This is a genomic window from Brevundimonas pishanensis (genome assembly GCF_022750635.1).
Lineage (GTDB): Bacteria > Pseudomonadota > Alphaproteobacteria > Caulobacterales > Caulobacteraceae > Brevundimonas > Brevundimonas pishanensis.
This window is the reverse complement of sequence record NZ_JAJKBG010000006.1, coordinates 65,733-86,660: the sequence shown is the minus strand read 5'-3', so window position 1 is coordinate 86,660 and position 20,928 is coordinate 65,733. Positions and strand designations below refer to the sequence as shown.

Below are 20,928 nucleotides of genomic sequence, written 5' to 3'. Positions count from 1 at the left end.
CCCGACACAGCCACAGAGCTGCACCGGACAGAAGTCATTCAAGATGAAAATAGGGCAGTCGGACCGGTTTCGCCATGCCACAGGTCAAACAGGTTGGCTTCCTGCGTCGTTTCGTCCGCCAGACAAAGAGCCGCGGCACGATATCGCCGACCGCACAGCGCCTGAATGCGAACCTTGGATGATCGCAAAAGGTGCCGGCCGGTCAATGCATTACGCAGGATCGGAAAGCTCAGACGCGCTGCGGAAGGCAGGGCCGCCAAGCGCGACCGGTCGTGATCTGTCAGTCGCGACAGATTTCCGTGAGCCGACAATACCTGCCAACCTTCTTCACGGGCCATAAGTTCAAAGCGTCCGTCCCAAATGGCGGTTTCGCCCGCACTCAGGGACAGGGGGAAAAGGCCGTTGCGACGCTGCTCACCGGCTTCGCGGAATATGCAGACACGATCGGCCTCGATTTCCACACGCGCGCCGGCCAGCACCGTAACCTGCGGCTCTCCCGCAGTGATGTGGCCCATCAGGGCGGACAGACGCTCTCCACGCGGCGGCACCGAAGTTCCTGCAGCGCATAGAAGGGCGGTCGCGAGACTGCGACCACTCCGTGCCAACGCTTCCCGTGAGAATTCGAAGACGCCCTCGTCCGCTAATGGGCCCGGATCAAGAAGGATGGAAGTTTCAGCCCGCGCAGCGTCCGGCGCAGTCTCGGCCATAGCTTTTCTAGCTCGCACCCGAGCATAGCGCGGATCGTCATTGGCCGGGTCATCCAGCCAATTCAGACCCCGCGCGCGCAGCCAGTCCCGCAACCGTTCACGCCGCTCGGACAGAAGGGGCCGCAATACGGTCACGCCCCGCCCTTGCGGCCAAACCGGCGATGGCGAGATTTCCCTGATTGTCCCAACGGGCGTCCCCGCCTCGCGCATCCAGCGGTTTTCCGCCGCGTCATCGGCGGTGTGTCCCAGCAGCAGGATCGACGCGCCTGCGTCCCGCGCAGCGTTCGCCAACAGGGCATGGCGCGCTAGACGGGCGCGCTCCTGAACAGCAGAGCCGCCCGAGGCTTCGGTCCATGACAACCCACGCCAGTCAGCGCCCATTTGCTGCGCAATCTCGCCTGCGGCTTGGGTCCAGTTTGCACTTTGGGGGTTGAGACGGTGATCCACCGTCAGGGCCATGACGCGACGACCCGAATATTGCGCCCACTCACAGGTCAGCGCGAGGAGAGCGAGACTGTCACCGCCCCCCGATAGGCCCACCGCAACCGGATGGGCCCCGGGTCCGTCCAATCGGGCCGAGAGCCGCGCAAAGACGCGTTCCCTCAGCCCGCCTAGAGCATCGTCAGGGATCAACTGCACTCCGCGCGGGTGCGGAGCTGGGTCGCGCGGGTCTTTTGCTGGGCGGTCGCCGCTTCGGCATAGCGACGGGTGAACTCCGTCAGCGCACCGCAGGCCTGGGTTTTGCGATCGGTCGCCCGCAAAGCCTCGGCCAGTTTCAGCACCGTTTCAGCAGCCCAAGGCGTGCGTGGCCATCCGGTCAGGGCCTGAGCATAGGCGCTGACGGCAGAGGCATTGTCACGACCCGCGACGTGCATATCGCCCAGACGGCTATAGGCTTCCTTGGCTTGGGGGGTATCGGGCCAGGTTACAGTCACCGTCTCCAGCGCACGCATGCCACGGCGGCTGTCCTCGCCACTCAGACGCATGGCGGCCTGCAGGTCACCGGCAGCATTGCCGGTCGGCGAGTTGGCGCTGACGGGCGCGTTCAACTCTGCTTCTTCCTGCATTTCCTTCAGGCGCTCTTCGAGAGTGTCGAGGCGGCGGGTCAGGGCAGCGTTATTTCGCGTGGCTTCGTCCAGATCGAAGGTCATACGCTCGTTGTCGGCGTTCACGCGGCGGAAGGTGGCCTCCAGATCGGCCAGACGGCGCTCCATTACGGACACCTGACCTTGAAGGGCCACGACCTCGGGATCGGGCTCGACGATGACAGGCTGACCCGCAGCATTTCGTTGGGTCAGGGCACGCTCGAGACGGCGGACGTTACGGTCCAGCGTGTCCAGACGGCGTTTGTCCCATTCAACGGCCGGAATAACCGGTTGGGCGACAGGTGCCCCACGGTTCTGGGCGACGGCAACGCCTCCACCGATGCTGCACAGGACCAGAGCCGCCGTCGCGACCGACATCTTCAAGCGAAAAGACTGTTTCATCATGATCTTATCCGTTCCACCGTTCCCGATGGTTCGCAAGCCTTTCAGGCGTTCTAGTGGCCAAGGCCAAGATAAACGATAGCGGTCAGGAAGAGCGAGACCACGATGGTGCAGAACACCATAAGGAAGCCCGTCCGCCACAGCGCCGAGAAGACGGACAGGCCATAGGCCCCCTTGAGCTGGGCAAACATGTGCACCGGCACAATGGTCATGACCAGCCAGACGAGCACCGACCCCAAGGCCGGAGCCAGCCCCCCGAGCAGAGCCGCAACCACCGTCAGCATCGCCATAAAAGTCAGCGAGTACAGAACGAAAACCCCGTGGTCATACAGGGTGAACCCCCGACGCCACAGGAACAGCAACCACATGAACGGGATCGACAGCGGCACCAGCAGGAAGGCGAATTTATAGGCCGTCTGCTGAAGCTTATAGAGCATCAGGTCGGGGTTTTTCAGCTTCTTGCCGATCTTGGCCATCGCGCCATGGCCATCGCTTTGCCAGTTTAGGTCTGCCACCTGAGCCTGCCAGCTGCCGGGCTCCAGCCCGTCAGAGCGAGCCTTGCCGGGCACAGGAAGCTTGCCCTCGGCCTTGGCGGTTTCATAGGCAGTGACACGGGCTTTCAGGGCGGCGTGAGTACCGGCCAGCGCCCCCTTCTGGGTACCCAATGCGATCTTGTCGGCCCCCTTGGCCTGCGCAAATGCGACGTCGAGGGCAGCGACCTCTTTGTCCATTTCCGCAAGTTCGGCCTTCAGAGCATCCACATCGGTCTGGGACATGCTGGCCACATCGATGTTGCTGCCCATGTTCACCTTGGGCGGCGAGGCCATGCTGAGGCCGAAGAAGATGATGAAGAGGGTGAACAGGAAGATCGCCAGCGGCGACACATACCGGCTGCGTTTGCCCTGACACCATTCGCGCGTCAGCTTGCCCGGATTGACCAGGAGCAGCGGCAGGGTCCGCCAGATACGCCCGTCAAAGTGCATGACCCCGTGCAGCAGTTCATGCCCCAGATGCACCAGCGTGCGATGCACGTGTGCGGGCTGTCCGCACTCCGAACAATACCGGCCCGTTAGCGGCGTTCCGCAGTCGGCACAGTTGTGCGAATGCTGTCCGGCATGCCCTTTTTCGGGGTCGATAGCGTGAGCAGCCATCCCCCCGGCCAATGCGCCCTCGGCGGCGCCAATCGCGTCGATTTCCAAGTTATTCCCCTCTTGGACAACCAGCCGACAGTGCCGCCTCGTCCCTCAAATTGAAAGAGGCACCGGCTGTCGAGCCGGTGCCTCCTGATCGTTTAACCCAGAGGGTCAGACCTTAGCGCGCGCCCGAGGCAATCGCGGTGCGGGCGTTACGGTTCTGGGCCCAGGCCGACTCGTTCGAACCTTCAGCGATCGGGCGTTCCTTGCCGAACGAGATGGTGTCGATGCGGTTGGCCGGAATACCACGCGAGATCAGGTAGTTGCGGACTGATTCAGCGCGGCGGGCACCCAGTGCGAGGTTGTATTCGCGGGTGCCGCGTTCGTCGGCGTTGCCTTCGATGCGGATGGTGATTTGCGGGTAACGCTGCAGCCAGGCGGCCTGAGCAGCCAGACGCATACCGGCTTCGGCGTTCACTTCGTAAGAATCCAGACCGAAGTAGATGCGGTCGCCAACGTTGATGACGAAGTCCTGCTCCGAACCCGGAACAGCGGCACCCATACCCGAACCGTCAACCGGACCGGTCGGCGAGGTCGGATAGGCCGGACCCGTCGGTTGGGTTTGCACCGGACCGGTCGGGGTGGCGGTGTCAACCTTCGGCTTCGGCGTACAGGCGACGACCGAAATAGCAAGGGCGCTGACAGCGATCAGTTTGGACAGCGAGGCTTTGTTCATGCTCGACTCCTGAATTGAGGGACCGCTGATGGCGATCCAAGCTTAGCTTTAATAGAGGCAGTAGCTACACCGGCTCCCCTTTGCGTTCCAGCAACGCTATGTGCTGATAACGCAGGAGTGAAGCCATTGATCCGGACTGCGAAACTTACGACGCAGCGCAGGAATCGGGACCCTGATTGATACCGAGGTTGGCAGGCGGTGCATCCAGAAGGCCCGACCATGCCGGCGAGGAGCCACGCTCTTGGTAACCGGCTTGCGCAACGACACGGCCCGACAGGTCCACGGTCCACAGACGGGTGTCACCGCCCGGGGACTGACGCGCGAACATCACATACCGACCGTTCGGAGCCCACGACGGGCCTTCTTCCAGATAGGACGACGACAGGCTGCGCTCGCCCGTACCGTCAGGCTTCATCACGCCCGTGTGGAAGCGGCCGCCAGCCTGTTTGGTGAAGGCGATCAAATCGCCGCGCGGCGACCATGCAGGCGCGGTATAGATGCCGCCGCCACGGCTGATCGGACGCTGACCCGAGCCGTCGGCGCGCATGGTGTAGAGACGTGCCGAGCCCGAGCGGTCGGAGGTAAAGACGATCTGCGAGCCGTCAGGGCTGAACGACGGCGAGGTATCGATGCCCGGATCGCTGGTCAGACGCGACAGCTGGCGGGTGCGCAGGTTCATCACATAGATGTCGGTGTTGCCGTTGCGAATGATGGAGAAGGCCATCTTCGAGCCGTCATTCGAGAAGCGCGGAGCCAGCACCTGACCTTCGAACTCGCCCATGCTTTCGCGGCGGCCGGTCGCAAGGTTATACAGGTAGATACGGCTGTAATCCTTGCCGAGCGCCACATAGGTGACTTCGTCCGGATTATGCATCGAGAAGCGGGGCGACATGATCACCTCGTCGCCCTGCGTCAGGAAGACGGGGTTGTAGCCGTCCTGATCGACGATGGTCAGGCGGCTGCGGCGGTTGGTCTGGCTCCCGCTTTCAGCAACGAACAGGACGCGGCTGTCGAAGAAGCCCGGCTCGCCGGTCAGGCGCTGATAGACAACGTCCGAGATCTTGTGCGCAATACGGCGCCATTGCTCGGCGGTTGCCGTGAACTGATAGCTCACCAGTTGGCACTGGCGGTACGGGTCATACAGGCGGAAGCCCACATCCACGCGGCCATCGGCCCGCTGGGTCACACCGCCGTAAAGCACCGCCTGTGCCCCAATCGACGTCCACTGCGGGAAGTTCGGCGCATTGGCCAGCGTCAGACCCGTCTCAACAAAGCTGGCCGGATTGAGCGGATCAAAGAAACCCGAACGCTTCAGATTGCCGCTGATGACCTGCGAAATCTGCGAGCCGTTGGCTCCGGTAAACGGAACAACCGCGATCTGTAGGGGGCGCAGCACGCCCTGATCGATCTCGACCTCGATGGGGCCATTCGTCGGAGCCTGCTGCTGGGCGGCGGCGGGCATAGCCATCACCAGCGCGGCCGTCGTGGCTAGAACGAGCTTCAATCGCATGATGGAACTCCCTTTATCGATTCGTCAGTCTAAGAATGGGCCTTTGCGGTAACGCGCGGTCAAGCCGGAAGGCTGCCCTAGCGGTTGGCACAAGCCCTTTCGGGGTTGAACGTCGGGCGGAACAGCCCCCCGTCGAAATTGGACGGCACGTCGAACGGCGCGGCCTGACGCAGTGCCCGCAGGGCACCGTCGGCGGTCGCGCGATAGACGTTGGAATTCTGCGGGTTCACGAGCGTCGGTCCACGCGTGATGCGCCCGTCAGCCGACAAGGTGAGCTCGACCTGAATCCGAAGGGCGGTCGCACCGGGGATGTCGCACGGCAGGTTCCAGTGCGGATAGACCTGATTGAAGATCGCCGCGACTTGAGGTCCAGTGGCTTGCGACGCGCTGCCCTGCCCCTGCTGGCCCGTGGCCGGACGACCGCGATTGCCCGTCGGGCGCTGGGGACCGGCGAGATCGGCAAGGTCCAGACCGGGAGCCTCGCGCTGGGCGGGCGGACGAACAGGCGTGCTGTCACGCGGCGGCGTGGGGTTGGTGCGCGGCGGTGTCGGATTAGGACGCGGTGGCGTGGGATTAGGGCGCGGAGGCGTAGGCGTCGGCGTCGGGCGCGGCGGCGTTGGTTCCGGCTTCTTGGGCGGCGTCGGGGTCGGCGTAGGACGCGGAGGAGTCGGCGTCGGGCGCGGCGGTGTTGGCGTTGGACGCGGGGGTGTCGGCGTCGGACGCGGCGGGGTCGGCGTCGGGGGCTCCGGTGGCGGCGGGGTCGGCTCCGGAGCCTGCGGTAGGTCCTGCGGCGAGGCCGAGCCGTCTTCAAGGCTCGGTTCCGGCTGCGGGTTATCGGCCGGCGTAGCCTCGATCACCATTTCGGAGACGATGCTGACTGGAACCGAGTTGACCAGAGGTTTCGGCGGCTCTGCCTTGCGGTTGGTGAGCGTCAGCAAGCTGAGCGCAATAACGCCAGCGTGCAACGCGACCGAGCCCAGCAGTGCGGGGGATGGCTTGCGCATCCGGCCTTACGCTCCTGCCGCCTCGGCGGTGTCGGTGATCAGGTTCAGCTTGGTGAAGCCCGTCGCCGACAGGCGCGCCATCACGCGGGCCACGGCCTGATAGGGCGCACGACCGTCGGCGCGGATGAAGATTTGCTTCTCGCGTGCGTTCTCGCCTGCTTCCTCGCCGACACGCGCCGGAAGCTGCTCCCAGGTGACTTCGGCTTCGCCCACATAGATGGAGCCGTCATCCTTGATGGAGACCGACACAGGCTTTTCATTCACCTCGACGGCGCTAGCCTCGGTCTTGGGAAGTTCGACCGGCACACCGACGGTGATCAGCGGGGCCGACACCATGAAGATAATCAGCAGAACCAGCATCACGTCCACCAGTGGCGTGACGTTGATCTCGCTCAGCGGGCGTTTGCGGGCGCGGCGGCGGCCACGACCGCCTCCTCCGCCCGATCCTCCTGCAGCCATACCCATGGCTTAGCTGCCCCGACGGATGTTCAGGTCCGAAGACGGCGGCGGCGGCGGCGGAGGCGGCGTTGCCGGACCGGCCAGACGACGCGCCAGTGCGGCGGCCAGATCGTCGGCGAAGGATTCCAGACGACCCGTAAACTTGCCCGCCGTCACCGAGAAGGCGTTGAAGGCCATATAGGCCGGAATAGCCGCAGCCAGACCGATAGCCGTGGCGAACAACGCCTCGGCAATGGCCGGAGCCACGGTCGTCAAGTTGGTATTGCCAGCGGCAGCAATGCGATCGAACGCATTCATGATGCCCCAGACGGTACCGAACAGGCCGATGAACGGCGACGCCGTTGCGACCACCGACAGAACGCCCAGACCGTTTTCGATCTTCTGGCTTTCGCGGGCGATCACCGAATCCATCGCACGATCAATGCGGTTAAGCAGGGCCTGCCCTTGAGCGTCGGTCAGAGGACCGCGTTGACGGGCTTCTTTCCAGTCCTGCAAGGTGATTTGCAGCATGCGCGGAAGCGGATCGACGGGCTGAGGACCAGCGGCAGCAGCAGCCTCTTCCAGCGAGCGGGTTTCGATCAGTTGTTCAAACTCGTTAGCGCGCTTGAACATGGCGCTAAAGCGGAATGCCTTGTCCAGAATGACAGCCCACGACCACAGCGAGGCAATCGCCAAGCCGATCATCACCACCTTCACCACCCAGTCGGCGGACATAAACAGTTCGACGGGGTTCAACAGCGATGCGTCGACAGGGGGTGCCATTCAGTGATCCTTGGTCGCTTGCACTAAAGTCTTATGTCCTTGAGACCGCCATCCCGTGGCGAATTCAAGGCACGCACGGCGATCTAGCGGTCCTTATGGACTCCGTCACCCCATGATCGTCTGACATAAGCGTTATCAGCGGGTTTTGAGGCCGGCTTCAGCCTTCGCTCGAACCGGACAACCACGGTTCGACCTTTTGCATCAGCAGTTTGCTGGGGCGACGCGGGCGACCATCCATGTGGATACAGGCGGCGACCACATCAGCGCGGCAGAGCACCTCACCGTCACGCTCGATCGTCTGTTTGATCAACATGCGCACGCCCTTCACCACCTCGTAGCGGGTGCGCACGATCAGGGCGTCGTCGATCTTAGCCGGACGAACATATTTGATGTTCAGTTCACTGACGACAAAGGCCAGCGGGTCATCGCTCTCGAGCAGATCGGTATGGCCAATCCCCGCCGCCCGCAGAAAGTCCGACCGCCCCCGCTCGAAATAGCGGACGTAGTTGGCGTGATAGACCACCCCCGTGAAGTCGGTGTCCTCGTAATAGACACGAACAGGCAGCAGGTGATCCTTGCCGTCAAAACGGCCAGCGGTGGGAGTGTCGCTCATGATTAAGGCTTAGCGCTCTGGGGGGAGAGTTTGAAGCATCTAACCCTACTTCCCGAACATATCCGGCGTAGAACTAGGCGGAGGCGGCGGCGCGCTTAGTCCCAGATGCTCATACGCCCGCGCGCAGGCCATGCGACCACGCGGGGTGCGCATGATGAAGCCTTGTTGCAGCAGATAGGGTTCGATCACGTCCTCAACGGCATCGCGGGCTTCGGCGATGGCGGCGGCGAGCGTGTCCATGCCGACGGGACCACCGCCGTAGTTTTCGATCAAAGCCTTAAGGAAGCGGCGGTCATTGCTATCCAGCCCCGCCTCATCGACTTCCAAACGGGCCAGCGACTGGGCGGCCACCAATTTGGTGATGACCGGAGCGCCCGCCGCATCGGCAAAGTCGCGCACGCGGCGCAGCAGGCGCCCCGCAATACGCGGTGTGCCACGCGAGCGCGAGGCGACCTCGTAGGCACCCTCGGCGTCGATTTCCGCACCCATTTTACGGGCCGTGCCGCGCACCACCGTCGTCAGTTCTTCGGGCGTGTAGAACTCCAGCCGCAGCGGGATACCGAAACGGTCTCGCAGGGGCGTAGCCAGGAGGCCCGCACGGGTCGTCGCCCCCACCAGAGTGAACGGGGCCAGATCAATCCGCACCGAGCGCGCCGACGGGCCTTCGCCGATGATCAGGTCCAGCACATGGTCTTCCATAGCCGGATAGAGGACTTCCTCGACCTGCGGGGACATGCGGTGGATTTCGTCGATGAACAGCACATCGCGCGGTTCGAGATTGGTCAGGATGGCCGCAAGGTCGCCCGGCTTGCCCAGAATGGGGCCGGAGGTGGCGCGGAAACCCACACCCAGTTCGCGCGCCACGATTTGCGCCAGCGTCGTCTTGCCCAGCCCCGGAGGGCCAAACAGCAGGACGTGATCCAGCGCTTCCTGACGTTTGCGGGCGGCCTCGATAAAGACCGAAAGATTATCTTTGACCTTGGGCTGGCCCACGAACTCGGCAAAGTTCTGGGGACGCAGGGCACGGTCGAAGGCCTCGCCCTCCATGGCCTCGCCGCTCAGGATACGCTCGCTCATTTACCCAATTCCTGAAGCGCGGCGCGGATAATGGCGGACAGACCCGCTTCCTCGCCCTTGGCTTCCAACGCGACCTCGACGGCGCGGCGGGCGTTGAGCTCGGCGATGCCCAGACCCAGCAGGGCCGCGACAGCCTCGCCGGTGATCGACGGCACAGGGGCGGCTGCCACTTCCGAGTGAACGCCCCCAGCGGTCGGGGTGAAGGTGGTGTCGCCCAGCGGCTTGCCCTTCAGCTCGGTCACGATGCGCAGCGCCAGCTTCGGCCCCACGCCATTGGCGCGCGCCACAGCAGCCTTGTCTTCACGCGCAACGGCATTGGCGAGTTCCGACGGTGGCAGCACATCCAGCACCGCCAGCGCCGCCTTCGGACCTACGCCCTGAATGGCCAGCAGAGTCGTAAAGGCCTTGCGCTCGTCACGACTGAAGAAGCCATACAGACGTGGGCCTTGGTCTTCGGACCACTGAGAATGGATATAGACGGTCGCCTCGGCATTGGGAGCCAGACGCGACAGGGTGCGCGAGCCGCAGGTTGCCACATAGCCCACACCACCGCAGTCGATGATGCAGTGGTCCAGATCGACCTCGGCTACGATACCTTTCAGACGACCAATCACGCGGCACCTTTGACTAGAGATTCAAGCAGCGCACGCTTGCGAAGCTGTGCGTGGGTAATGGCGACCGCCAAGGCGTCGGCGGCGTCGGCCTTGGCACCCTTTGAGGTCGGCAGCAGGCGCGCGACCATATAGGCAATCTGCGACTTGTCGGCGTGCCCGGCACCGACCACCACCTTTTTGATCAGGTTGGCGGGGTATTCCCCGACCGACAGACCATAGGTGGCCGCACCCAGAATCACGGCACCGCGCGCCTGTCCCAGTTTAAGGGTCGAGGCGGGATTAACGTTGACGAACACTTCTTCGACCGCCGCTTCATCGACCTGATAGTCATGGCAGACAGCGTGGATGCCGTTCATCAGCGCCAGCAACCGCTCCGAGAACGGCAGGGTATCGTCAGGGGCGATTACGCCATGCGCGATCCAGCGCAAACGCGAGCCTTCGGCTGCGATCACACCCCAGCCGGTCTTGCGTAGGCCGGGGTCGATCCCGACGATTCTGATGGTTTCGTTCGTCATCTGTTCCCGTCATGCCCCAAAGATAGTTAGCAGACAATGACCAGAGGGGGCTTTTCCCCACGGCGTAGGCCGTCACCTTCGCCAACCCGAGATTGCGGAACGCGTGGATGGGTGTAGTGAGTTCAACGTTTCAGTATCGCGACAGACGGTCGCAGAAGGGTGTCGCATGACCACCTCCCCCGCTCCGGCATTGTCGCGGCAAGCCTGGATCATGATCGCCGCCAGCGCGGCCATCGTGACGCTGGCCATGGGGGTACGGCAGTCGTTCGGTCTTTATCTGAGCCCCATGGTCATGGATCTGGGTATTAGTCGCCAGACCTTCGGCTTTGTTCTGGCCCTACAGAACCTGTTGTTTGGCGCGGTCCAGCCTTTCGTCGGGGCCTATGCAGACAAACACGGTGCCGGGCGTGTGCTGCTGATCGGAACGGCCATGTACGCCGCAGGCATGGTGGTCACCGCCTATGCGACGAATGCTCTGGGTATCGGCATAGGCTTTGGTGCACTGGTCGGCATGGCTATGTCGGGCGTGACCTTTGTGGTCACCATGGGGGCCGTCGGCAAAATCGTGCCGCCGCATAAACGCACCCTTGCTTTTGGCATCATCACGGCGGGCGGATCGCTGGGCCAGTTCTTCGTTGTGCCACTGGCGCAGGCGCTGATTGAGGGCATCGGCTGGCAGAACAGCCTAACCGCGCTGGCGATCATGCTGCTGCTGATTGCACCGCTGGCATTCGGGCTGATGTCCCGGCGCGGTGCCCCCGTCACGCCTCGCCCCGAAGGCCTTCCGCTCGGGGCCGCGTTGAAACAAGCGTGCGCGGACCGCAGTTGGTGGCTGCTGTTCGGTGGCTATTTCGTCTGTGGTTTCCACGTGGCCTTCGTGGGTATCCACTTCCCCGCCTACATTACCGATCAGGGACTGCCCGCGACCGTCGGTGCGACGGGTCTGGCATTGATCGGGCTGTTCAACATTGCCGGCTCGTGGCTGTGGGGCGCATGGGGCGGCAAATACTCCAAGAAGCATCTACTGGCCGTGCTCTACAGCCTGCGCGGCGTCGCCATCATCGTCTTCCTTCTGGCCCCGCTGACGTCGGTGAGCGCGCTGGTGTTCGCAGCCAGCTTCGGCTTCCTGTGGCTAGGGACCGTGCCTTTGACCAACGGGCTGGTGGCGCAAATCTATGGTCTGCGGAACCTGTCGGCGCTGACGGGTCTGGTCTTTTTCGGACACCAGATCGGGGCGTTTCTGGGGGCCTGGACCGGCGGCCTGATCTTTGATGCGACCGGCTCGTACCAACTGGTGTGGTATATCTCCATCGCGCTGGCCTTTACGGCCGGCCTCGCCAACCTGCCTATCCGCCAGACCCCGCCAACCGCCCTTCCCGCACGCGCATGACCACCGAACCGCAAAAGCCCGAACGGTTGATCCCCGCCTTGCTGGGCGGGACGGCGATCCTGCTGGCGCTGGCAGGTATCGCCCTTTGGCAGCGGCAAGGTCTGGGCATCTGGGTCGAGCGCGCCATTTCCTTTTGCACGTGAAGGCCGGATCGAAACCTAGTCGTCGTGGGGCGATATCTCGTAGCAGGTGACCCCCGCCTCCGAGGCCAGGGCTGCGGAAATCTGATCCAGCTTCTGGCGGTTATTGATGCGGAAACGCCAACAACGCACCTCTTGCGTGCCGTCTGCTGACAGCCCCGTCTTGCCGGATCGCAACCCGCCCTTGGGGACCGCCAGAATGCTCTGGACCCTTTGCGCAGTATCCTGATCTCCGCGTTTCCAGTGGACGCGGATTTCGGCGGTGACACGGCTGGGCACCATCCCGCTGATGAGCTTGAGGCCGACAAGGATAACGCCTGTCACCACCGTTCCGGTCGTCGCCAGCCCGAACAGGCCCGCGCCGTACAACAGGCCGATAGCCGACGTCATCCAGAGCGAGGCGGCCGTGGTCAGGCCGTGGATGGAAAAGCCCTGACGCACAATGACACCGGCGCACAAAAAGCCGATGCCGGTCAGAACCCCGTGCGCCATACGCGTCGGATCGGTCATGATATTGCGACGGGGCAGGTCGTCAAAGGCCCAGTGCGTCTGGTGCAGGGCGGCCAGCATCAGCAAGCACGCCGAGAGGCTCACCAGAATATGGGTTCTAAACCCTGCGGGCCGCCCCCGCCATTCGCGCTCCAGCCCGATCAGGCCGCCCGCAAAAATCGAACCGAGCAGTGGCCAGATGATCTCGTTCCAAGGCAACATTAGGTGACGTTCTCCCGTGGCAGCACCCAGGCGTAACAAGACAACCTATAGCGCTATATGGATTGAGAACGTCTGTACGCTGACCTTGAGTTCCTTAAGCCTGTCACAGCGCGCATTCGGGCATAAGAAAAGGGCGTCGCCCTAAAGCGCCGCCCTTTTCCCAGCCCCAACTCGAAAGTTAGCCCGCGTACTTGGCCGCGTCTTCTTCCGAGATGTCTTCGTTTGAATACACTTGCTGGACATCGTCCTCGGCGTCCAGTGCGTCGAGCAGCTTAAACAGCGTTCCGACGGCTTCACCGGTCAGTTCGACTTCCGACTGTGGCTTCCAGACAATAGCGGTCGACTTCGGATCGCCCAGAACCTTGGACATGGCTTCGGCCACGTCGTTCAGGTCTTCGAAGGCGGTCCAGATGGTGTGACCCGGTGCGTCTTCGTAGATATCCGGCTTCACCAGATCGCTTTCGACGTCCATGGCACCCGCTTCGATAGCGGCTTCCATCACCGCATCTTCGGTACCGGCTTCGGCAGGATAGGTGATCTTGCCGACGCGATCCCACATAAAGGTCACCGAGCCGGATTCACCCAGCGCGCCGCCGTTCTTGGCAAAGGCCGAACGAACGTTCGAGCCAGCGCGGTTGCGGTTGTCGGTCAGGACGTCGACGACGATCTGGACACCGCCGGGGCCACGGCCCTCGTAGCGGATTTCTTCCATCGCATCGACTTCGCCGCCCGAAGCTTTTTTGATGGCGCGTTCGATGTTTTCCTTCGGCATCGACTCGGCCTTGGCGTTGTTCACTGCCAGACGGAGGCGCGGGTTCATTGCCGGATCGGGCATGCCCGACTTGGCTGCAACCGTGATTTCACGCGACAAACGCGAGAAAAGCTTGGAGCGCAGCTTATCGGCGCGTCCCTTGCGGTGCATGATATTTTTGAATTTTGAGTGGCCGGCCATGGTGTCGCTCGCCAAATGTCGAATATGCTAAGGCGCGCCCTTTACCGGATGCGGCTTTCTCTGTCACCACAAGGAACCGCCTCGAACTCACTTTGGTTTTGAGCGCACAACAGTTTGGAGGACGATCATGGTCGCAGTTGACGACACCTATCTGGACGACGCCTACGATGAAGGCCTGCGCGATCCGAATGCTACCGAGATCGTCGAGCGTTATGCCCGCCGTCCGGTGACGGTATCGACGGCCGCTGCAACCGGTTCGGTTGTCGGTGCTTTCGCGCTGGGTGCACTGACGGCAGTGGGCATCATGGCCCTGCTGCGCAACGCCCGCGACTAGGACACTTCCGGAGCGCTGGACCGGGGCTGTCCACGGTTCAGCGATTCCTAGGCCAGCGTCTGCAAGAACGTTTTCAGAGGCGCGGCCATGGCTTGTGGCCGTCGGTCGTCGCGACCGACCATGACATGGACGAAGAAGCCTTCGGCCAAGGCCTCGCTCTCGTCATTTTTGAACAATCCCACTTCATAGCGCACGCTGCTGTTGCCCAAATGGCCAACGCGCACGCCTGCGTGCATCACATCCGGATAGTGGGCCGAGGCGTGATAGCGACAGCCGGATTCGACCACGACACCGATCTGTGCCGAGGCGTTGACGTCCAACAGCCCCCGCTCGATCAGCAACTGGTTCACCGCCGTGTCGATAAAGCCGTAATAGGCGACATTATTGATGTGGCCGTAAACGTCATTGTCCGCCCACCGCGTCGTCAGGGTAACAAACTGGCGATAGTCGTCGCGGGTGGCAGGCTTTTCGCGTGACATAACCCCGATCTCCCTCTTGGCGGTCCCCGATAGTCGGCCTAGCGTGGCTTAGAGCTGTCGCTTTGACCATGGGGGAATTTCATCATGCCAGTTATCGCCCGCGCCGCCGTGCTGGACCGTATGGATCACGCCACCCCTTACGCGGACAGCCAGCCGCTGAAGATCCGCAACGTCACGCTGGATGATCCGAAGGCTGGCGAGGTGCTGGTGCGGATACGGGCCGCGGGGCTTTGTCACTCGGACCTGTCGGTCATCAACGGAGATCGCCCGCGCCCCATGCCCATGGCGCTCGGCCACGAGGCGGCTGGTGTAGTGGAGGCGCTGGGTCCCGATGTGAGCGATCTGGAAGTCGGCGACCATGTGGTCATGGTGTTCATGCCATCATGCGGGCATTGCACGCCCTGTGCGGAGGGCCGCCCTGCCCTTTGTGAACCCGGAGCCGTTTCAAACGGCGAGGGGCGGCTGCTCTCGGGTCGACGGGCCTTCATCTGCGAAGACGGCGAGGTCCTGAACCATCACCTTGGCTGCTCGGCCTTCGCAACCCATGCCGTCGTATCGCGCCGCTCGCTGGTCAAGATCGATAAGGAACTGCCGTTCGAGCACGCCGCCCTGTTCGGGTGCGCTGTCCTGACGGGCGTGGGGGCGGTGGTGAACACGGCCCAGATCAAGGCCGGACAGTCAGCGGTTGTGATCGGGCTGGGCGGCGTGGGCCTAGCCGCCGTTCTGGGCGCGCTGGCTTCCGGTGTCAGCCCGGTGGTGGCGGTTGATCTCAACCCCGACAAACTGGCGCTGGCGCAGAGCTTTGGCGTTCACACCGTCAATGCCAGCGATGCCGATGCTGTCGAACAGGTCCGAGCCCTGACGAACGGCGGTGCAGACTTCGCGTTTGAAATGGCCGGATCGGCGCGGGCGCTGGATGCGGCCTGGCGCATGACGCGGCGTGGCGGGACCACTGTCACCGCCGGCCTGCCGCCCCCGCACGCCACACTGGATGTGAATATCGTGTCTCTGGTCGCCGAGGAGCGCACGCTCAAGGGCTCCTATATCGGAGCCTGCGTGCCCAGCCGCGACATTCCCCGCTACATCCGGTTGTTCAGGGACGGGCGGTTGCCGGTGGATCGACTGCTGTCCGGGACGTTGACGCTGGATCAAATCAATCCAGCGTTCGATGCGCTGGCAGACGGTATGGCCGTCCGCCAGGTCATCAAACTTTAGGCGTCCAGCAAGGCCTCGACCTCTTCGCGCGAGGCCAGCGACGACTGGGCACCTGCACGGGTGCAGGCGACAGCGCCTGCAGCACAGGCAAAGTCCAGCGCGTCTTGCGGTGCCATACCTTCCAGCAGCGCTACGGTAATCGCGCCGACAAAGGCATCACCCGCGCCCACCGCGTCCACAGCCTTGACCTGAGGTGGTGTGGACCACGCCATCTCGACGCCGCGCTGGTACATGGCGGCACCGCGCGCGCCCTTGGTAATGACCACGCGGCCACCACCGTGGTGCAGGGCATCGCCATAGAAAGCGGCTTCATTCTCGTTGACGACGATCAGGTCGGCACGGCGCAGCAGGGCATCCGACACCGGAGCCGCAGGCGCAAGGTTGGCGCAGACAAACTCGGTCGCACGCCCCACAGCCGCCTCTACCGTGTCGATCGGCAGTTCAAGCTGCACGATCAGAGGCGTTTCGATACGGGCCGGAAGATGTTCCGGAAAGACGTTGTGGTTGGCTCCGGCGGCGACGGTGATCTGGTTCTCGCCCTCGGCATCGACCGAGATAAGTGCCACGCCGGTCGGCTCGTCCTGATCGGTGACCACGCCGTTCAGGTCCACGCCGTGCGCGTCCAGCAAGGCCGTGGCGGGCAGTGCCATTTCGTCATCGCCCACGCGACCGATCATGCACACCTCGGCCCCCAGCTTGCGGGCGGCCAATGCCTGATTGGCACCCTTGCCACCCGGATGGCGGGCCAGGGTCGCGCCCGTCACCGTCTCGCCAGCTTTGGGTAAAGCGGCGCAGGTGGCGACATAATCAAGGTTTATCGAACCGACGACGGTGATCCTCATTTCGCCCCTCCGGCGCGGGCCAGGGTCTGGCCGATCAGGTAAAAGACCTCGCGGTCACGTACGCCCTTGCCCCACAGGTGACGGGCATCTTCGCGCTTCACGCGGAACTCGACGGCGGTGTGGCCACGCGTCAGGTCGCTGTCGCACTCCACGCGGATATCAGCCGGCACGACGTCGAAAAGTTCAGGAGCCATCACATAGGCGACCGTGCACGGGTCGTGCAGCGGTGCCGAGTGCCAGCCGACGATCTCGCGCTCGATACGTTGGGAGAAGCGAAGCATGCTGGCCACGGTACGCGCAGGCGCGTTGTCGATAGCCTCGATGGCTACGATGCGATCTTCACTGACGCGAACCTGATGGGTGGCGTCCAGCCCCAGCATCACAACCTTGGCGGGGCTGCTGAGGACTTCGTGCGCGGCGTCCGGGTCCGCCCAGATGTTGAACTCGGCGCTGGCGGTGATGTTGCCGCCTTCGGCGCGGGCTCCGCCCATGGCGACCACTTCTTTCAGGTGTGTCGCCAGAGCGGGCTCCTTGCGCAGAGCCAGAGCCAGATTGGTCATCGGCCCCATGGTGATCAGCGTCACCGCGCCTGCGGGTCTGTCCATTACCAGCCGTATCAGAGCATCGACGGCATGTTCGTCCTCGACACCTTTAGCGGTTTCGAAAGGCACCATGTCGCCGAGGCCTTCCTCGCCGTGGAACTCTCCGGCACCGGCAGGGTCGCGGCGCAGCGGGCGGTCCGCACCGGCGAAAACCGGCACGTCCTCGCGTCCGGCGATCTGTCGCAGGATGCAGGCGTTACGGGCCGTCGCGGAGGCAGGCACATTGCCGCCCACTGTCGTCACAGCCAGCAGTTCGAACTGCTCCGCTGCAAAGGCCATCTGTAGTCCGGTGGCGTCATCCACCCCCGGGTCGCAGTCAATGATAAGGGTCGTCTTCACTCCCTTTCACTGACCCGTCGCCGCCGCCAACGCAACCCGTAGTCATCAGGCTTTTTGAGACCCGTGATGTGCCGCTGGCAAAAACTCACATTTCCATATGCCATCGCAAGGAACCTTCCTTTGCGGTGTCAGTTCTGATGAGTGAACCGCACGGGTTTTCCCCACCCCCCCAATCCGTCCGGTTCCGGCGGCCCGGTCAACACGCCCCCCGACTGAGAAACCGGGCCGCCCCCCATTTCCTCTCTTTCACGTCGATTGCGAGACCCGGTGAACTCGGTTACGCAAACTGTAACGGGCGGATTTTGGATACCGCACGGGGTGAGGATCTTCGATGAAATTAGCAATCAGCGTCATGGCTGTTGGCGCGGTCGTGCTTTGCGGCTGTGCGACAGCAGAGGCACCAACCTAGGTCGCCGATCTGGGCAAGCGCTACAATCCCGTGAAAGCGGACATGCCGCCCGGCCAGCGCGAATATCTGTCGGGACTGCGCTGCGCCGACGGCAAAGCCCCCGCGTTCAACCGTCAAGGCAGCGTGGGCATAGCTCATGACGGCCACGTTGTCGACGCCTATGCGGTGACATGCGCCAGCGGGAAAAGCGTCGTGATCCACATGGACATGTACCACGCGGGCTATCGGGAAAACCGTCCGGTAGAAGGCTTTACGCTCGTCTCGGGCGATTAATGACGGCAGGGGTTGCAGACGAAGGTCAAGCCTCCATATGGAATGCAACACCATCTGTTCCAGAAGGCATGCGCCATGGCCGAGACTGCACCCCTGAAGATCGATTTCGTTTCCGACGTGATGTGCCCGTGGTGCGTCATCGGTCTGAGCGGACTAAACAAGGCGCTTGAAGAACTGAAGCCTGAGGGCATTCAGGCCAATGTCACCTGCCAGCCGTTCGAGCTGAACCCCGAGATGGCGCCAGAAGGCGAGAACATCGTCGAGCACATCGGTCGCAAATATGGCTCCACGCCCGAGCAGTCCGCCGCCAACCGCGAGATGATCCGCCAGCGCGCCGAGGCCGTCGGCTTTGACATGCGCATGACCGAAAACTCGCGCATCTGGAACACTTTCGACGCCCACCGCCTGCTGCACTGGGCTCACGAGGTCGCGCCCGAGCGTCAGGAAGCCCTGAAAAAGCAACTTTTCTCGGACCACTTTACCCATGGCCGCAACGTCTCCGACGCCGGTGTCCTGACACAGGCCGCCGAAGCCGTCGGCTTTGACCGCGCCGAAGCGGGCGAGGTTCTGGCGTCGGGCCGCTATGCCCGCGAGGTGCGTCAGGCCGAACAGCTGTGGCAATCGCGCGGGATCAGCTCGGTGCCTGCGGTTGTGGTCAACGACCAGTACCTGATCTCTGGGGGGCAGCCGCCGGAAGTGTTCGCTTCGGCCCTACGCCAGATCGCTGCCGAGGTAGGCAAAACCGCTCCTTCCGCCCCTGCGGCTTAAGGGGACGCGCCAGAAGTTAAGGTTGTCCCACGGGTAATCGGGGTTAAAGACAGGGCATGACGACTGCCCCTCTGCCCGATGCGACCTCTGACAACTGGGTCGACCGCCACGCTCCACAAAAGCTCAAGCCATGGCTGAAGCTCGGACGGTTCGATCGCCCCATCGGCACCTGGCTTCTTCTGCTGCCGGGCTGGCAGGGCATTGTGCTGGCCCTGCTCGAGAGCGAGCGCAGCTTTGGCTGGTATGAGGTGTGGCTGCTGGTCGGCTTTGCGCTGGGTTCGGCCCTCATGCGTGGAGCGGGCTGTGCGGTGAACGATATCGTCGACCGCGATTTTGACGCGCAGGTCGCCCGCACGGCTTCGCGTCCCATACCGTCAGGGCAGATCAGCGCCAAACAGGCGGCGGCCTTCGTCGTCGGTATCTCGCTGGTCAGCCTGTGCATCCTGCTGACCATGAATCTGCTGGCCGTGCTTCTGGGCTTCCTCAGCCTGTTCCTGGTAGCCGCCTATCCGTTCATGAAGCGCATCACCTGGTGGCCGCAGGCGTGGCTGGGCCTCACGTTCAACTGGGGCGCGCTATTGGGGTTTGCCGCCGCAAGCTATGGCGTCGCTCTGGGTTATGGCGGCTATCTCGGCCTGTCCGCAGCCCTTCTGTACGCCGGAGGCCTGTTCTGGACGTTGGGCTATGACACCATCTATGCGCTGCAAGACATCGAAGACGATGCCATGGCCGGCGTTAAATCGTCGGCCCGACGCCTTGGCAGCAAGGTGCGCGAAGGCGTCAGTATCTTCTATGTTCTGGCTGTCGTTCTTGCCGGTGCCGCAGGCTGGGTGGCCGGTGCCGGTCCGTTGTTCTGGGCAGGCCTTGCGCTCTACGCCGCGCATTTCATCTGGCAGGTCATCCGGTTGCAGCCCGAAAACTCCGCCTTGGCCCTGAAACTCTTCAAGTCCAACCGTGAGGCGGGATTGATCCTTCTGGCGGCGATAGCGTTTAGTCAGATCAGTTTTTGATCCTCAAGATCACGGATGTTCGTATGAAAACCGCGCGTACCCTTCGTTTGGCCCTGCTGGGCACTGCTGTCGCTCTAAGCCTTTCGGCGTGTAACCGCGACGCCAAGCCCGCGGAGGCTGAAAAGCCCGCCGCCAAGGCTGCTGTTGAAGGCCCGCTGACGTACGAGTCCACCACCCCCTACGCCAAGGTGAAGCTGGTCCTTCCCGAAGCTGTGAAAGCCTTCCCGGCCCTCTACCAAAAGCTCTATGCCGATGAAGTCGGGGCTTTGAAGGACTATTCCGAAGGCGCGCAATCCGACCGCAGTGAGTTTGGTAGCGCCGACCTGCCGCCGTACGAAAAGCAGATCCTTTACGGCACCCCCGTCGAGACGGACCGTCTGTTCAGCATGATCCGTACCGACTTCGACTATTCGGGCGGTGCCCATCCGAACACCACCGCCAAGGGTGTTTTGTGGGACAAGACCGGCAACAAATTTCTATCGGCTGCCGACCTGTTCGCCAGCGACGCCGATAAGGCCGCTATGTCGCGCACGCTCTGCGGTGCTGTGAACCAAGCCAAGAAATCGCGTCCCGGCTCGATCGCACTGGGCGCCCCGGGCACCACGTGGTCGTGTCCCGAACTGTCCAAGGTCGCCGTCGCGCTGGCCGGAGGCGATCAACCGGGCAAGGCCTCGGGCATAACCTTCCTGCTGGATGCCTATGCGGTCGGCCCCTATGTCGAAGGGCCCTATTACCTGACGGTGCCGTTTGCAGCGCTGGGCAAGGGTCTGAACCCTGTCTATGCCGCCGACTTTGCAGGCACCGGCAAGCAGGGCGACGTCACCAACGACCTTCGCCCTGCCTGATT

The 20,928-nt window shown here is 63.2% G+C and carries 25 protein-coding genes; 8 read left to right on the top strand and 17 right to left on the bottom strand.

Annotated features, from left to right (window positions below):
• Window positions 1-38 precede the first annotated feature (38 nt).
• The 12 genes from tilS to ruvC form a co-directional block, all read right to left on the bottom strand.
• Window positions 39-1,340, bottom strand: a complete 1,302-nt coding sequence (tilS, locus tag LOX95_RS12275) for a tRNA lysidine(34) synthetase TilS (RefSeq protein WP_242915019.1) — start codon at window positions 1,338-1,340, stop codon at window positions 39-41.
• On the bottom strand, window positions 1,337-2,197 hold the full coding sequence (locus LOX95_RS12270; protein WP_242915017.1) for a tetratricopeptide repeat protein: 861 nt from the start codon (window positions 2,195-2,197) through the stop codon (window positions 1,337-1,339). The genes tilS and LOX95_RS12270 overlap by 4 nt, the downstream gene beginning before the upstream one ends.
• A gap of 50 nt (window positions 2,198-2,247) precedes the next feature.
• Complete coding sequence (locus tag LOX95_RS12265) at window positions 2,248-3,393, bottom strand: DUF3667 domain-containing protein (RefSeq protein ID WP_242915015.1); 1,146 nt, start codon at window positions 3,391-3,393, stop codon at window positions 2,248-2,250.
• A 112-nt stretch (window positions 3,394-3,505) separates the two neighbouring features.
• The gene (gene pal / locus LOX95_RS12260) at window positions 3,506-4,063 is read right to left on the bottom strand and encodes a peptidoglycan-associated lipoprotein Pal (protein WP_242915014.1); all 558 of its coding nucleotides are present in this window, start codon (window positions 4,061-4,063) and stop codon (window positions 3,506-3,508) included.
• Between the two features lie 145 nt (window positions 4,064-4,208).
• The gene (gene tolB / locus LOX95_RS12255) at window positions 4,209-5,573 is read right to left on the bottom strand and encodes a Tol-Pal system beta propeller repeat protein TolB (RefSeq protein WP_242915011.1); all 1,365 of its coding nucleotides are present in this window, start codon (window positions 5,571-5,573) and stop codon (window positions 4,209-4,211) included.
• Window positions 5,574-5,650: 77 nt separating this feature from the next.
• The gene (locus LOX95_RS12250) at window positions 5,651-6,577 is read right to left on the bottom strand and encodes a hypothetical protein (RefSeq protein ID WP_242915009.1); all 927 of its coding nucleotides are present in this window, start codon (window positions 6,575-6,577) and stop codon (window positions 5,651-5,653) included.
• A 6-nt stretch (window positions 6,578-6,583) separates the two neighbouring features.
• A complete protein-coding gene (locus LOX95_RS12245) occupies window positions 6,584-7,036 on the bottom strand; it encodes an ExbD/TolR family protein (RefSeq protein ID WP_242915140.1) in 453 nt (150 codons plus the stop codon).
• A 9-nt stretch (window positions 7,037-7,045) separates the two neighbouring features.
• Entirely contained in the window at window positions 7,046-7,798 is a 753-nt protein-coding gene (gene tolQ, locus LOX95_RS12240) for a protein TolQ (protein ID WP_242915007.1), read from the bottom strand.
• A 157-nt stretch (window positions 7,799-7,955) separates the two neighbouring features.
• Window positions 7,956-8,411 (bottom strand): tol-pal system-associated acyl-CoA thioesterase, encoded by a 456-nt coding sequence (ybgC, locus tag LOX95_RS12235; protein WP_282452766.1) that lies wholly within the window; start codon window positions 8,409-8,411, stop codon window positions 7,956-7,958.
• Between the two features lie 45 nt (window positions 8,412-8,456).
• Window positions 8,457-9,488 carry a Holliday junction branch migration DNA helicase RuvB gene (gene ruvB / locus LOX95_RS12230; RefSeq protein ID WP_242915005.1) on the bottom strand — a complete coding sequence of 344 codons (1,032 nt, stop codon included), beginning with the start codon at window positions 9,486-9,488 and terminating at the stop codon, window positions 8,457-8,459.
• Complete coding sequence (ruvA, locus tag LOX95_RS12225) at window positions 9,485-10,102, bottom strand: Holliday junction branch migration protein RuvA (protein WP_242915003.1); 618 nt, start codon at window positions 10,100-10,102, stop codon at window positions 9,485-9,487. Before ruvA ends, ruvB begins: the two co-directional genes overlap by 4 nt.
• Window positions 10,099-10,617 carry a crossover junction endodeoxyribonuclease RuvC gene (gene ruvC, locus LOX95_RS12220; protein WP_242915002.1) on the bottom strand — a complete coding sequence of 173 codons (519 nt, stop codon included), beginning with the start codon at window positions 10,615-10,617 and terminating at the stop codon, window positions 10,099-10,101. The genes ruvA and ruvC overlap by 4 nt, the downstream gene beginning before the upstream one ends.
• Before the next feature lie 166 nt (window positions 10,618-10,783).
• Between ruvC and LOX95_RS12215 the strand changes: the two genes are divergently transcribed.
• Window positions 10,784-12,007 (top strand): MFS transporter, encoded by a 1,224-nt coding sequence (locus tag LOX95_RS12215; RefSeq protein ID WP_242915000.1) that lies wholly within the window; start codon window positions 10,784-10,786, stop codon window positions 12,005-12,007.
• Complete coding sequence (locus tag LOX95_RS12210) at window positions 12,004-12,150, top strand: hypothetical protein (protein ID WP_242914998.1); 147 nt, start codon at window positions 12,004-12,006, stop codon at window positions 12,148-12,150. The genes LOX95_RS12215 and LOX95_RS12210 overlap by 4 nt, the downstream gene beginning before the upstream one ends.
• 15 nt (window positions 12,151-12,165) lie before the next feature.
• Here LOX95_RS12210 and LOX95_RS12205 read toward each other — a convergent pair whose 3' ends face one another.
• Complete coding sequence (locus LOX95_RS12205) at window positions 12,166-12,858, bottom strand: MgtC/SapB family protein (RefSeq protein WP_242914996.1); 693 nt, start codon at window positions 12,856-12,858, stop codon at window positions 12,166-12,168.
• 178 nt (window positions 12,859-13,036) lie between these two features.
• Window positions 13,037-13,810 (bottom strand): YebC/PmpR family DNA-binding transcriptional regulator, encoded by a 774-nt coding sequence (locus LOX95_RS12200; protein WP_242914995.1) that lies wholly within the window; start codon window positions 13,808-13,810, stop codon window positions 13,037-13,039.
• Window positions 13,811-13,937: 127 nt separating this feature from the next.
• Between LOX95_RS12200 and LOX95_RS12195 the strand changes: the two genes are divergently transcribed.
• Complete coding sequence (locus tag LOX95_RS12195) at window positions 13,938-14,144, top strand: hypothetical protein (protein ID WP_242914993.1); 207 nt, start codon at window positions 13,938-13,940, stop codon at window positions 14,142-14,144.
• A gap of 47 nt (window positions 14,145-14,191) precedes the next feature.
• Here the strand turns inward: LOX95_RS12195 and LOX95_RS12190 are convergent, their stop codons facing one another.
• Window positions 14,192-14,623, bottom strand: a complete 432-nt coding sequence (locus LOX95_RS12190) for an acyl-CoA thioesterase (RefSeq protein WP_242914991.1) — start codon at window positions 14,621-14,623, stop codon at window positions 14,192-14,194.
• A gap of 84 nt (window positions 14,624-14,707) precedes the next feature.
• On the opposite strand from LOX95_RS12190, the gene LOX95_RS12185 reads away from it, so the two are divergent.
• Complete coding sequence (locus tag LOX95_RS12185) at window positions 14,708-15,838, top strand: zinc-dependent alcohol dehydrogenase family protein (RefSeq protein ID WP_242914989.1); 1,131 nt, start codon at window positions 14,708-14,710, stop codon at window positions 15,836-15,838.
• Here LOX95_RS12185 and LOX95_RS12180 read toward each other — a convergent pair.
• The gene (locus LOX95_RS12180) at window positions 15,835-16,680 is read right to left on the bottom strand and encodes a ribokinase (RefSeq protein WP_242914987.1); all 846 of its coding nucleotides are present in this window, start codon (window positions 16,678-16,680) and stop codon (window positions 15,835-15,837) included. The genes LOX95_RS12185 and LOX95_RS12180 overlap by 4 nt on opposite strands.
• A complete protein-coding gene (locus LOX95_RS12175) occupies window positions 16,677-17,621 on the bottom strand; it encodes a nucleoside hydrolase (RefSeq protein ID WP_242914985.1) in 945 nt (314 codons plus the stop codon). The genes LOX95_RS12180 and LOX95_RS12175 overlap by 4 nt, the downstream gene beginning before the upstream one ends.
• 439 nt (window positions 17,622-18,060) lie before the next feature.
• Here LOX95_RS12175 and LOX95_RS12170 point away from each other — a divergent pair, with 439 nt between their 5' ends.
• The 4 genes from LOX95_RS12170 to LOX95_RS12155 are packed head-to-tail and all read left to right on the top strand — an operon-like array spanning window position 18,061 to window position 20,926.
• Window positions 18,061-18,303 (top strand): hypothetical protein, encoded by a 243-nt coding sequence (locus tag LOX95_RS12170; RefSeq protein WP_242914983.1) that lies wholly within the window; start codon window positions 18,061-18,063, stop codon window positions 18,301-18,303.
• A gap of 42 nt (window positions 18,304-18,345) precedes the next feature.
• Window positions 18,346-19,071 (top strand): DsbA family oxidoreductase, encoded by a 726-nt coding sequence (locus LOX95_RS12165; protein WP_242914981.1) that lies wholly within the window; start codon window positions 18,346-18,348, stop codon window positions 19,069-19,071.
• A gap of 56 nt (window positions 19,072-19,127) precedes the next feature.
• Window positions 19,128-20,081, top strand: coding sequence for a 4-hydroxybenzoate octaprenyltransferase (gene ubiA, locus LOX95_RS12160; RefSeq protein ID WP_242914979.1), 954 nt, complete (start codon window positions 19,128-19,130; stop codon window positions 20,079-20,081).
• A 23-nt stretch (window positions 20,082-20,104) separates the two neighbouring features.
• A complete protein-coding gene (locus LOX95_RS12155) occupies window positions 20,105-20,926 on the top strand; it encodes a DUF3298 and DUF4163 domain-containing protein (protein WP_242914977.1) in 822 nt (273 codons plus the stop codon).
• Window positions 20,927-20,928: the final 2 nt, after the last annotated feature.